The organism is Streptomyces sp. NPDC096339, assembly GCF_044762985.1.
GTDB lineage: Bacteria > Actinomycetota > Actinomycetes > Streptomycetales > Streptomycetaceae > Streptomyces.
The window spans coordinates 60985-72806 of sequence record NZ_JBIWFI010000002.1; the positions used below are offsets into that span (position 1 = coordinate 60985).

Annotated in this window: 12 protein-coding genes; 6 read left to right on the forward strand and 6 right to left on the reverse strand. The window is 71.1% G+C overall.

Annotated features, from left to right (window positions below):
* Positions 1-83: 83 nt before the first annotated feature.
* From ACIQ5Y_RS03595 to ACIQ5Y_RS03620, 6 genes are all read left to right on the forward strand, one after another.
* Positions 84-1931 carry a phosphatidylglycerol lysyltransferase domain-containing protein gene (locus ACIQ5Y_RS03595; RefSeq protein ID WP_403874608.1) on the forward strand — a complete coding sequence of 616 codons (1848 nt, stop codon included), beginning with the start codon at positions 84-86 and terminating at the stop codon, positions 1929-1931.
* 509 nt (positions 1932-2440) lie between these two features.
* Entirely contained in the window at positions 2441-3310 is an 870-nt protein-coding gene (folP, locus tag ACIQ5Y_RS03600; protein ID WP_403874610.1) for a dihydropteroate synthase, read from the forward strand.
* 25 nt (positions 3311-3335) lie between these two features.
* Complete coding sequence (locus tag ACIQ5Y_RS03605; RefSeq protein ID WP_403874612.1) at positions 3336-3779, forward strand: nuclear transport factor 2 family protein; 444 nt, start codon at positions 3336-3338, stop codon at positions 3777-3779.
* 131 nt (positions 3780-3910) lie between these two features.
* Positions 3911-4270, forward strand: coding sequence for a dihydroneopterin aldolase (folB, locus tag ACIQ5Y_RS03610; RefSeq protein ID WP_030010912.1), 360 nt, complete (start codon positions 3911-3913; stop codon positions 4268-4270).
* Positions 4267-4875, forward strand: coding sequence for a 2-amino-4-hydroxy-6-hydroxymethyldihydropteridine diphosphokinase (gene folK, locus ACIQ5Y_RS03615; protein WP_403874614.1), 609 nt, complete (start codon positions 4267-4269; stop codon positions 4873-4875). Before folB ends, folK begins: the two co-directional genes overlap by 4 nt.
* Before the next feature lie 46 nt (positions 4876-4921).
* The gene (locus ACIQ5Y_RS03620) at positions 4922-5410 is read left to right on the forward strand and encodes a DUF3180 domain-containing protein (RefSeq protein ID WP_403874616.1); all 489 of its coding nucleotides are present in this window, start codon (positions 4922-4924) and stop codon (positions 5408-5410) included.
* Positions 5411-5424: 14 nt separating this feature from the next.
* Here the strand turns inward: ACIQ5Y_RS03620 and ACIQ5Y_RS03625 are convergent, their stop codons facing one another.
* The 6 genes from ACIQ5Y_RS03625 to ACIQ5Y_RS03650 form a co-directional block, all read right to left on the reverse strand.
* Positions 5425-5817: a hypothetical protein gene (locus ACIQ5Y_RS03625; protein ID WP_403874618.1), complete on the reverse strand. Its 393-nt coding sequence runs from the start codon at positions 5815-5817 to the stop codon at positions 5425-5427.
* Between the two features lie 4 nt (positions 5818-5821).
* Entirely contained in the window at positions 5822-6430 is a 609-nt protein-coding gene (gene folE, locus ACIQ5Y_RS03630) for a GTP cyclohydrolase I FolE (protein ID WP_384596422.1), read from the reverse strand.
* A 98-nt stretch (positions 6431-6528) separates the two neighbouring features.
* Positions 6529-8565 (reverse strand): ATP-dependent zinc metalloprotease FtsH, encoded by a 2037-nt coding sequence (gene ftsH / locus ACIQ5Y_RS03635; protein ID WP_403875649.1) that lies wholly within the window; start codon positions 8563-8565, stop codon positions 6529-6531.
* 207 nt (positions 8566-8772) lie between these two features.
* Positions 8773-9333, reverse strand: coding sequence for a hypoxanthine phosphoribosyltransferase (hpt, locus tag ACIQ5Y_RS03640; protein ID WP_243339812.1), 561 nt, complete (start codon positions 9331-9333; stop codon positions 8773-8775).
* 65 nt (positions 9334-9398) lie between these two features.
* Positions 9399-10424 (reverse strand): tRNA lysidine(34) synthetase TilS, encoded by a 1026-nt coding sequence (gene tilS / locus ACIQ5Y_RS03645; RefSeq protein WP_403874620.1) that lies wholly within the window; start codon positions 10422-10424, stop codon positions 9399-9401.
* A gap of 234 nt (positions 10425-10658) precedes the next feature.
* Positions 10659-11810 carry a zinc-dependent metalloprotease gene (locus ACIQ5Y_RS03650; protein WP_403874622.1) on the reverse strand — a complete coding sequence of 384 codons (1152 nt, stop codon included), beginning with the start codon at positions 11808-11810 and terminating at the stop codon, positions 10659-10661.
* Positions 11811-11822 lie beyond the last annotated feature (12 nt).

Below are 11822 nucleotides of genomic sequence, written 5' to 3' on the forward strand. Positions count from 1 at the left end.
GCCGTCGTCCTAATGGACGCACCACACTCCGGAGGCTGTCGCGGCCCCCGGCCACATGATCTCTCGCGGAGCAACGGGAAGCGATGTCTAGCAGGATAGATGGCGATAAGTCCGGACAGGTTCCGGCCCTGGCGGGGCGAATCCTTCGGGGTCCCCGACCGGAGGCCGTTCCCGGTCTCGTAGGTACGGCCGTCACGCTCGTCGGCCTGCTCGACATCGCGGCGGGTGTGTTCCCGCGCTTCCGGCACAGCCGGATCCACGCGGTCACCGAACTGCTGCCCGGCACCTTCGGCCCCTTCGCGGCCGCGGCGTCCCTGGCCGTGGGCGTGCTGCTCCTGCTGCTCGCGCACGGCCTCAAGCGGCACAAGCGGCGCGCCTGGCGCGCGGCCGTCGTGCTGATCCCGGCGGGCGCGTTCGCGCAGTTCTGGTACCGGCACTCGGTGATCGGCGTGGTCATCTCGGCCGTGCTCCTCGCCCTGCTGGTGCGCCACCAGGGTGAGTTCAAGGCGCTGCCCGACCCGCGCAGCCGCTGGAAGGCGCTCGCCAACTTCGTACTGATGAGCGCCGGGTCCATCGGCCTCGGCCTGCTCATCGTCAACGTCCACCCGAACCGGGTGGTCGGCGACCCGGGCCTGTACGAGCAGCTCAAGCACGTGGTCTTCGGGCTCTTCGGCTTCGAGGGCCCCGTCGCCTACTCCGGACAGGTGTCCTGGACCGTCGGCTACTCCCTCGGTGCCCTCGGCATGCTGACCGCGCTCACCACCGCCTACCTGGCCTTCCGCCCCGAGCACCCGGCCGCCCGGCTCACCGTCGACGACGAGGCGAAGCTGCGCGAGCTCCTCACCCGGCACGGCGGCCGCGACTCCCTCGGGCACTTCGCGCTCCGCCGCGACAAGGCCGTCGTCTTCTCCCCCAGCGGCAAGGCCGCCGTCACCTACCGCGTCGTCTCCGGCGTGATGCTCGCCTCCGGCGACCCCATCGGCGACGTCGAGGCCTGGCCCGGCGCCATAGAGCGGTTCATGGCGGAGGCCAAGGCCCACTCCTGGACCCCGGCCGTCGTCGGCTGCAGCGAGACCGGCGGCGAGGTCTGGACCCGCGAGACCGGACTGGACGCCCTGGAGCTGGGCGACGAGGCGATCGTCGACGTCAAAGACTTCTCCCTGGCCGGACGTCCCATGCGCAACGTCCGCCAGATGGTCAAGCGCATCGAGCGCAATGGCTACACCACCAAGGTCCGCCGGGTCGGCGAGCTGACCGAGGAGGAACTGACGGCGGTCCGCGGCGCGGCCGAGGCCTGGCGCGGCACCGACACCGAGCGCGGGTTCTCCATGGCACTGGGCCGCGTCGGCGACCCCGGCGACGGCGACTGCATCATCGCCACCGCGCACCGCGTCGAGGAGGGCGACACCAGCCCCTTCGGCGACCTCAAGGCCATCCAGCACTTCGTGCCGTGGGGCAAGGACGGCATGTCGCTGGAGATGATGCGCCGCGACCGCGCCGCGGACCCGGGCATGAACGAGCTGCTGATCGTCGCCTCCCTGCAGCAGGCCCCCGAGCTGGGCATCGAGAAGGTCTCCCTGAACTTCGCGATGTTCCGCGCGGCGCTGGCCCGCGGCGAGAAGATCGGCGCCGGCCCCGTGCTGCGCGCCTGGCGCAGCCTGCTGGTCTTCCTCTCGCGCTGGTTCCAGATCGAGTCCCTGTACAAGTTCAACGAGAAGTTCCGGCCCCGCTGGGAGCCGCGCTTCATGGTCTACCGCACCAGCCGCGACCTGCCGCGCATCGGCTTCGCCGTGATGCAGGCGGAGGGCTTCGTGACGCTGGCGCTGCCGCGCCTGTTCGCGAGCCGCCGCCGCCCCAAGCCGGTCCGCGAGTGCACGCACAACGACATGACGGCGGTCCGCCAGTCCGACCACGAGGTCCAGGCGGCGTAGCCCTCGCCGGGCGTGCGGGGCCCTCGCCGGGCGTGCGTGCGGGGCGTGCGTGCCGCGCCGTTGCCGGTGGCGCTGCCCCCGGACCCCCGGTCCTCAAACGCCGGACGGGCTGGATTTCCCAGCCCGTCCGGCGTTTGGCATTTCCAGCCCCGCCGCCGTTTGAGGCCCGGGGTCCGGGGCGGAGCCCCGAGTCCTTTCAGCCCGTCCGGCGTTTGAGGACCCGGGTCCGGGGCAGAGCCCCGAGTCCTTCCAGCCCGTCCGGCGTTTGAGGACCCGGGTCCGGGGCAGAGCCCCGAGTCCTTTCAGCCCGTCCGGCGTTTGAGGACCCGGGTCCGGGGCGGAGCCCCGAGTCCTTTCAGCCCGTCCGGCGTTTGAGGACCGGGGTCCGGGGCGGAGCCCCGGGGAACGGTGGAAGGGCGGGGCGGGGAGCGGCTCCGCGCAGCGGTACCCCCCGGCCCACCTCACACCCCGGACCGCCCGGCAAGGGCACCGGCCCTACGCTGGACCCCATGAACACCAACCGCGGGCCCGCCCCCAGGGGCCGGGTCGCAGGACTGCCCGACCTGGACCGCTGCGCGGTCATGGGCGTCGTCAACGTCACCCCCGACTCCTTCTCCGACGGCGGCCGCTGGTTCGACACCACCGCCGCCGTCAAGCGCGGCCTCGACCTCGTCGCCCAGGGGGCCGACCTCATCGACGTCGGCGGCGAATCCACCCGCCCCGGCGCCACCCGCGTCGACGAGGAGGAAGAGCTGCGCCGGGTCGTCCCCGTGGTCCGCGGCCTCGCCTCCGAGGGCGTCGCCGTCTCCGTCGACACCATGCGCGCGGCCGTCGCCGCCCAGGCCGTCGCGGCGGGCGCCCGGCTCGTCAACGACGTCAGCGGCGGACTCGCCGACCCCGGCATGATCCCGGCCGTCGCCGCCGCCGAAGTGCCCTTCGTCGTCATGCACTGGCGCGGCTTCAGCGCCGACATGAACAGCCTCGCCGTCTACGCGGACGTCCTCGGCGAGGTCACCGCCGAACTCCGCGCCCGCATCGACGCGGTCGTCGCCGGCGGCATCGCCCCCGAACGGCTCGTCGTCGACCCCGGACTCGGCTTCGCGAAGAACGCCGAACACGACCTGGCCCTGGTCGCCCACCTCCCCGAGCTGCGCGCCCTCGGCTTCCCCCTCCTCGTCGCCGCCTCGCGGAAGCGTTTCCTCGGCAGGGTCCTGGCCGGCGACGGCGCCGCCCCGCCGCCCGCCCGCGAACGGGACGCGGCCACGGCCGCCGTGTCCGCCATCGCCGCCCACCAGGGCGCCTGGGCCGTACGGGTCCACGAGGTACGGGCGACCGCGGACGCGGTTCGGGTGGCCCGCGCCGTGGAAGGGGCTCTGTGAGCCGCACGCACTCGGAAGGGGCCCAGTGAGCAGAACCGACATCGAAGCGGTCGAAGAGGTCAACACGGCCTTCTACGAGGCCATGGAGCGGGGGGACTTCGACGCACTGTCGGCGCTCTGGCTGGAGGACGAGATCTCCTGCGTGCACCCGGGCTGGCCCGTCCTGTCGGGCCGCGGCGAGGTGCTGCGCTCGTACGCGCTGATCATGTCCCACACGGAGTACATCCAGTTCTTCCTCACCGACACCAAGGTGGCCGTCATAGCCGACACCGCCCTGGTGACGTGTACGGAGAACATCCTCAGCGGCGGGCCCGCCGAGGACGGCGGGGAGCTCGGCCCGCTCGTGGGCCAGCTGGTCGTCGCCACGAATGTGTTCCGACGCACACCGGAGGGCTGGCGGCTCTGGTCCCACCACGGTTCTCCCGTCCTGACCGACTCCGACGAAGAGGACGAACAGGACACCGACTGACCCCCTCGGGCGGGATCCCCGGTATTTCGCAGGTAAATTCGAAGACGGACGACGCCGACCGCACTCGGCACAGGCCCATGGTTTCGGGGAGTCCCGGACCGGAAGTACCTACGAAAGCAGGAGTGATTCGCGTGGATCGTGTCGCACTGCGCGGCCTCAAGGCTCGCGGGCACCACGGCGTCTTCCCCAGGGAGCGCGAGGAAGGCCAGACCTTCATCGTCGACCTCGTTCTGCACCTCGACACCCGCCCCGCGGCGGCCGGCGACGACCTGGCGAAGACCGTGCACTACGGGGTCGTCGCCGAGGAGGTCGTCGACGTGGTCCAGGGCGAGCCCGTGGACCTGATCGAGACGCTCGCCGAGCGGATCGCCCAGCAGTGCCTCAAGCACGAAGCGGTGGCACAGGTGGAGGTCGTCGTCCACAAGCCGGACGCGCCCATCACCGTCCCCTTCGACGACGTGACCATCACGATCACCCGGAGCCGCGCATGAATCACGGACTGAGCGCCCAGAGCGACCCCACCGTCCAGCCCGTACCCGCGTCCGTCACCGAAGCCGTGGACGCGGCGGACGTCACCCTGTCCAACCCCAAATGGGCCGTGATCGCGCTCGGCGCGAACCTCGGCAACCGGCTGGAGACCCTCCAGGGCGCCATCGACGCCCTCGGTGACACCCCGGGCCTGCGGGTCAAGGCCGTCTCCCCCGTCTACGAGACCGAGCCGTGGGGCGTCGAACCCGGCTCGCAGCCCTCGTACCTCAACGCGGTCGTCCGGATCCGCACCACGCTGCCGCCCTCCTCCCTCCTCGAACGCGGCCACGCCATCGAAGAGGCCTTCGACCGCGTCCGCGAGGAGCGCTGGGGCCCGCGCACGATCGACGTCGACATCGTGTCGTACGCCGAGGTGGTCTCCGACGACCCCGTCCTCACCCTCCCGCACCCGCGGGCCCACCAGCGCGCCTTCGTGCTGGCCCCCTGGCACGACATCGACCCGGAAGCCCAGATCCCGGGCCACGGCCCGGTGGCGGACCTCCTGGCCGGAATCGGCCTGACCGGCGTCACGCCGCGCCCCGACCTGGAACTCCGGCTCCCGGAGTAGTCGTTAGCCTGTTCACGGCTACTCGCTGAAAGTGGGGAACGGGCAAGTGAAGCAACTGAGGCCGGCGGTCCTGGCGGGCATCTTCCTGATCGCCGGGATCCTGTCCTGGGCGGGCGCCCGGCTGTGGAACGCCTACGGCACGCTTCCGGGCGTCCCGCTGGCCGCCCCCATCGTGCTGGCCGTGATCGCGGTGATCCTCCTCGCCACGGCCCTGTCGATGCGCGCCCGCCTCAAGGCCCAGCGCGAGCGCCGCCCCGGCGCCAAGGGCGTGGAGCCGCTGATGGCGGCCCGCGCCGTGGTCTTCGGCCAGGCGAGCGCCCTGGTGGCGGCCCTGGTGGCGGGGATGTACGGCGGTGTGGGCGTCTTCCTGCTGACCGACTCCCTCGACGTGCCCGCCCGCCGCGACCAGGCCTGGTACGCAGGCTTCTCGGTCCTGGCGGGCGCGGCGGTCATCGCGGCCGCCCTCTTCCTGGAGCACGTCCTGAAGCTCCCGGAGGACGACGACCAGTCCCCGCAGGGCGCGGCCCGGGCGTAGTCCCCTCCGGGGGCTCAGTTGACGGGCGGGCCCATCACGTGGCGGGGGCCCAGCCACTCCCAGAGCCGCAGCGGCCCCGGCCCCCGGTCCTCCCAGTCGCAGAACTGCAGGTCCACCAGGAAACCGCTGTTCGCGAGCAGGGTCGCCTCGCCGTCGTAGCCGCCCTCGGCGTTGAAGAGGGAGGCGCCGGCGACCGAGTCCACGAGCCGCTCCATGGGCGCCGCCGGCACGGCGTCCTCGTCCACGCTCAGGTACACGCACGGGCACGGGCACTCGCCCGGGTGCATGAGCGCGTGCGGGATCTGGGCCCGGAAGCCCCGGTCCGCGTCCGAGTCGCCGTCCAGCAGGAGCTCCAGGGTGCGCCGTACGTCCTCGCTCAGCGGCACCCAGTCGTCCTCGTCGTCCACCGGATCAGCGGGCCATGATCAGGGACATGGCCTCGTTGCGGGTGGCGGGGTCGCGGAGCTGGCCGCGGACGGCCGAGGTGATGGTCTTCGCGCCCGGCTTGCGGACGCCGCGCATGGTCATGCACATGTGCTCGCACTCGATGACCACGATGACCCCGCGCGGATCCAGGATCTCCATCAGGGAGTCCGCGATCTGCGTGGTCAGGCGCTCCTGCACCTGCGGACGGCGGGCGAACACGTCCACGAGGCGGGCCAGCTTCGACAGGCCGGTGATCTTGCCGTCTGTGGAGGGGATGTAACCCACGTGGGCTACGCCGTGAAACGGGACCAAATGATGTTCACACGAACTCATGACCTCGATGTCCTTCACCAGGACCATCTCGTCGTGGCCCAGGTCGAACGTGGTCGTCAGGACCTCCTCGGGCTTCTGGTAGAGCCCGGCGAATATCTCCTTGTACGCCCGCGCCACGCGCGCCGGCGTCTCCAGGAGGCCCTCGCGGTCCGGGTCCTCGCCGACCGCGATCAGGAGTTCACGGATGGCCGCCTCGGCGCGCTTCTCGTCGAACTCGCCGATCGTGCCCTCGTCACCGGTCAGGGTCACTGGGTCGGTCATGTCGTCTTCCTCGTTCCTGTGCGCACGGCGCGGGCATGTGAAAAGCGCCGCGCCCCCCAGGCTAGAACCTGGGGGGCGCGGCTTCCATTCCGGGTGGATCAGGCCTCGGGGCGGTCTTCCGGGACCACCTCGATGCCCTTCTCCGTGGAGACCGGCGTGACGGCGGTGGCCGTCGAGCTGCCGTTCGCCGCGTTCGTCAGCTGGAGCTCCTTGGGAGAGAGCACCGGCGGACGGGTGGACGGCGTGCGCCGGGCGGAGCCGGTCCACGCCGGGCGGGCCGGGCGCTTGACGATGGTGGAGAAGATCTCGGCGATCTCCTCCTTGCCCAGCGTCTCCTTCTCCAGCAGCGCGAGGACCAGGTTGTCGAGGACGTCACGGTTCTCGACGAGGATCTCCCAGGCCTCGTTGTGCGCGGTCTCGATGAGCTTCTTGACCTCTTCGTCGACCAGCGCCGCGACCTCTTCCGAGTAGTCCCGCGGGTGCGACATCTCGCGGCCCAGGAACGGCTCGGTGTTGTCGCCGCCGAACTTGATCGCGCCCAGACGCTCGGTCATGCCGTACTGGGTGACCATCGCGCGGGCGGTGGCCGTGGCCTTCTCGATGTCGTTCGCCGCGCCGGTGGTCGGGTCGTGGAAGACCAGTTCCTCGGCCGCGCGCCCGCCCAGCATGTACGCGAGCTGGTCGAGCATCTCGTTGCGCGTGGTCGAGTACTTGTCCTCGTCGGGCAGGACCATGGTGTAGCCCAGGGCCCGGCCGCGGGACAGGATCGTGATCTTGTGGACCGGGTCGGAGTTCGGGGAGGCCGCCGCGACCAGGGCGTGGCCGCCCTCGTGGTACGCGGTGATCTTCTTCTCCCGGTCCGACATGATCCGGGTCCGCTTCTGCGGGCCCGCCACGACGCGGTCGATCGCCTCGTCCAGCATGTGGTTGTCGATCAGCTTGCGGTCCGAGCGAGCCGTGAGCAGCGCGGCCTCGTTCAGGACGTTGGAGAGATCGGCACCCGTGAAGCCGGGGGTGCGGCGGGCGACGGCCGAGAGGTCGACGTCCGGAGCGACCGGCTTGCCCTTCTGGTGGACCTTGAGGATCTCCAGGCGGCCCTGCATGTCCGGGCGGTCGACGGCGATCTGCCGGTCGAAGCGGCCGGGGCGCAGGAGGGCCGGGTCGAGGATGTCCGGGCGGTTCGTGGCGGCGATCAGGATGACGCCGCCCTTCACGTCGAAGCCGTCCATCTCGACGAGCAGCTGGTTCAGGGTCTGCTCGCGCTCGTCGTGGCCGCCGCCGAGGCCCGCACCGCGGTGCCGGCCGACGGCGTCGATCTCGTCGACGAAGACGATCGCCGGGGCGTTGGCCTTGGCCTGCTCGAACAGGTCACGGACACGCGAGGCACCGACACCGACGAACATCTCGACGAAGTCGGAACCGGAGATCGAGTAGAACGGGACGCCCGCCTCGCCCGCGACGGCACGCGCGAGCAGGGTCTTGCCGGTTCCGGGCGGGCCGTAGAGCAGCACGCCCTTGGGGATCTTGGCGCCGACGGCCTGGAACTTCGCCGGCTCCTGGAGGAACTCCTTGATCTCGTGGAGTTCCTCGACGGCCTCGTCCGAACCCGCGACGTCGGCGAACGTCGTCTTCGGGGTGTCCTTGGTGATGAGCTTGGCCTTGGACTTCCCGAAGTTCATGACCCGGGAGCCGCCGCCCTGCATCTGGTTCATCAGGAACAGGAAGACGACGACGATGAGGACGAAGGGCAGGAGCGAGAGCAGCACGCTCAGGAACGGGCTGGTCTTGTCCGGGGTCACCGAGTAACCCTTGGGGATCTGACCGGCGTCGTACTTGGTCTGGAGGTTCTGGGCGAGCTGGACGCCCTGATCCCCGATGTAGTTGGCCTGGAACTTGGTGCCGTCGTGCTTGCCGAGCTTCTGGCCTTCGCTCAGCTCGATCTTGATCATCTGGCTGTCGCCGGTGGTCAGCTTCGCCGACTCCACCTGGCCACTGTTGATCGCCTTGATGACCTCGCTGGTGTCCACCGACTTGTAGCCGCCGCCGGAGCCGACGACATTCATCAACACGACCACGGCGAGGACGGCCAGCACGATCCACATGACCGGCCCACGGAAGTATCGCTTCACGTCCATCCATACGGGGCGCAAGGCACCCCGTCCCTCCTGCCCGTAGGTAAATGCTGCTTTGAGTAAAGACTGTTCTTCGGAATGTACCCCTGAATTGTCACCCGCGGCCTCGTGGGACGGCTGACAGACCCGCTTTCCCTGCTCCAACGGCGGGAACCGCCCCCAGGTTCCCGTTCACCGGGCCCCGGGGGCGTCGAACTCCGGGTGCGGCGGTCAGCCGCCGTAGACGTGCGGGGCGAGCGTGCCGACGAACGGCAGGTTGCGGTACTTCTCCGCGTAGTCGAGGCCGTAGCCCACGACGAACTCGTTCGGGATGTCGAAGCCGACCCACTTCACGTCGATCGCGACCTTCGCGGCGTCGGGCTTGCGCAGCAGCGTGACGACCTCCAGCGAGGCCGGCTGGCGGGAGCCGAGGTTCGACAGCAGCCAGGACAGCGTCAGACCGGAGTCGATGATGTCCTCGACGATCAGGACGTGCTTGTCCTTGATGTCGGTGTCCAGGTCCTTGAGGATCCGGACGACGCCCGAGGACTGGGTCCCGGCGCCGTAGGAGGACACCGCCATCCAGTCCATGGTGAGCGGGGTGGACAAGGCGCGTGCCAGGTCCGCCATCACCATCACGGCGCCCTTGAGCACACCGACGATGAGCAGGTCCTTGCCCGCGTACTCCGCGTCGATCTTCGCGGCCAGCTCGGCCAGCTTCGCGTCGATCTCTTCCTTGGTGATGAGCACCGACTGGAGGTCGTTGCCCATGTCCTTCTCGTCCACCCGCATCACTTTCGTTGTCGGCCGGGGCCCCGGGGGTGCCCCCGGAGGACTCAGCCGTGCTTCAGCACCAATCAGCCCTGCCGGATGACAAGTCTGCCACCCTGGCGCTGGGCCTCGACCCGTCCGGGCAGGTTGATGGCGCCCTGACCGCGCCATCCGGTGATGAGGCGGTCCACTTCCTCGATGTGCCGGGCGAAGAGGGAGCCCGCGGGGGAACCGGCGGCGACGACCGCCCTGCGCAGCACCCGGCGGCGGACGGCCGGCGGCAGGGCGTAGAGCTTGGCGCACTCCAGCCGGCCGTCCTCGTCCCGTACGCCGGTCTCGGCCTCGGCGGCCCAGGCGTCCAGGGCGTCGGCGTCGTCGCGGGAGAGCTGGGCGGTGCGGGCCAGCGCCTCGACGACGCCCTTGCCGAGCGCCTTCTCCAGCGCGGGCAGGCCCTCGTGGCGCAGCCGGGAGCGGGTGTAGGCGGGGTCGATGTTGTGCGGGTCGTCCCAGACGGGCAGGGACTGGACCATGCAGGCCTTGCGGGCGGTCTGCCGGTCGACCTGGAGGAAGGGGCGGCGGTAGCGGTGGCTGCGGCCGGGGCCGCCGGACACTTCCGCCATGCCGGACAGGGAGCGGATGCCCGAGCCGCGGGCGAGGCCGAGCAGGACGGTTTCGGCTTGATCGTCCCGGGTGTGGCCGAGCAGCACGGCGGAGGCTCCCAGCCGGTCGGCGGCCTCGTCCAGGGCGGCGTAGCGGGCGTCGCGGGCGGCGGCCTCGGGTCCGCCCTCGCGGCCGACGCGCACGGCGACGGACTCCACCGGGTCGAGGCGGAGTGCGGTCATGCGGGTGACGACCTCGGCGGCGCGCAGGTCGGAGCCGGGCTGGAGTCCGTGGTCGACGGTGATGCCGCCGGCCCGGATGCCGAGCTTGGGGGCCTCGAAGGCGAGTGCCGAGGCGAGTGCCATCGAGTCGGCGCCGCCGGAGCAGGCGACGAGGACGAGCGGCGGGGTGGTGCGGGGGTCGGCGGAGCGGTGGGAGAGGTCGGTGAGGACGTCGTGGAGTACGCGGCGGACCGCCAGGCGTATCGCCGCGACCGCAGGATGGGGACCCATGTCCGGTGCCCTTCGATGGTGTTCGGATGCCTCGGAGGCTTCGGGGTGTGTGGTGCGTTGGGGTGCTTGCCCGGCTGCCCCCGCAGGGCGGGGATGTCACTCAGAGTGCGTCGATGGTGACAGAGCCGAGCCGTTCCCCGAGCATCGCACGCCCTTCCACGCCCCACGGTCCCTCGGACGGGTGATGCTGCTTCCCCCAGTGAGACATGTTTACGCCCCCTGAGTCAGCCTGATTCAGCTTTCCGCGCCCCCTTCGCTCCCCTCGCTCCCCCGGCGGTGCACTCGGGCGACCCAGTCGGCGGGCCGGGCGATCTCGGCCTTGGTCGGGAGCGTGTTCGGGGAGGTCCACACGCGGTTGAAGCCGTCCATGCCGACCTGGTCGACGACGGCGCGCACGAACCGCTCGCCGTCGCGGTACTGGCGCAGCTTGGCGTCGAGGCCGAGCAGCTTGCGCAGGGCGGCGTCGAGCCGGCCCGCTCCGCTGGCGCGGCGCTGCTGGAACTTCTCGCGGATCTCGGCGACGGAGGGCACGACCTCGGGGCCGACACCGTCCATGACGAAGTCGGCGTGGCCCTCCAGCAGGGACATGACGGCGGTGAGCCGGCCGAGGATCTCGCGCTGTTCGGGCGTCTGTACGAGCTCGACCAGGGAGCGGCCCTCGTCGCCGTGCTCGGCGTCGGGGCGGGCGCCGGCGAAGGACTGGGCGGCCTCGCGGACGCGTTCGAGGACGGTCGCCGGGTCGACCTCGGTGGCGCCGAGGAACGACTGGATCTCGCCTTCGAGGTGGTCGCGCAGCCAGGGGACGGCCGTGAACTGCGTACGGTGCGTCTCCTCGTGGAGGCAGACCCAGAGCCGGAAGTCGTGCGGGTGGACCTCCAACTCGCGTTCGACGTGGACGATGTTCGGGGCGACGAGCAGCAGCCGTCCGCCGCCCGCGGAGCCGGGCAGGTCGCGGGAGACCGGCGCGAAGGTCTCGTACTGGCCGAGGACCCGGGAGGCCAGGAAGCTCAGCAGCATGCCGAGCTCGACGCCGGTGACCTTGCCGCCGACGGCCCCGAGCACGGCCCCGCCCGGGGTTCCGGCGCGGCGGTCCTGCATCTTGCCGAGCAGCGGCTGGAGCAGCTCGCGGAAACCGGCCACGTTGGCCTTGACCCAGCCGGCCCGGTCGACGACGAGTACGGGGGTGTCGGGGACGGTGGCACCGTCGGGGATCATGCGGGTGAACTCGCGTACGTGTCGTTCCGAGGTCCTGGCGTGCGCGCGCAGCTCCGCGACCACCGCTCGTGCCTCGTCCCGCCCGACCTCCGGGCCGGGCCTCACCAATCGGGTCGCGGTCGCCACCGCGAGGTTCCAGTCGACCATCTCGGCACCACTGATGCTCGTCATGCGTCAACGGTA

What these genes read in the sequence shown, in the direction of transcription:
- ACIQ5Y_RS03595 (WP_403874608.1), top strand. Translation starts at nt 84, where the DNA reads ATGTCTAGCAGGATAGATGGCGATAAGTCCGGACAGGTTCCGGCCCTG.
- folP (WP_403874610.1), top strand. Translation starts at nt 2,441, where the DNA reads ATGAACACCAACCGCGGGCCCGCCCCCAGGGGCCGGGTCGCAGGACTG.
- folK (WP_403874614.1), top strand. Translation starts at nt 4,267, where the DNA reads ATGAATCACGGACTGAGCGCCCAGAGCGACCCCACCGTCCAGCCCGTA.
- folE (WP_384596422.1), bottom strand. Translation starts at nt 6,430, where the DNA reads ATGACCGACCCAGTGACCCTGACCGGTGACGAGGGCACGATCGGCGAG.
- ftsH (WP_403875649.1), bottom strand. Translation starts at nt 8,565, where the DNA reads ATGGACGTGAAGCGATACTTCCGTGGGCCGGTCATGTGGATCGTGCTG.
- hpt (WP_243339812.1), bottom strand. Translation starts at nt 9,333, where the DNA reads ATGCGGGTGGACGAGAAGGACATGGGCAACGACCTCCAGTCGGTGCTC.
- tilS (WP_403874620.1), bottom strand. Translation starts at nt 10,424, where the DNA reads ATGGGTCCCCATCCTGCGGTCGCGGCGATACGCCTGGCGGTCCGCCGC.
- ACIQ5Y_RS03650 (WP_403874622.1), bottom strand. Translation starts at nt 11,810, where the DNA reads ATGACGAGCATCAGTGGTGCCGAGATGGTCGACTGGAACCTCGCGGTG.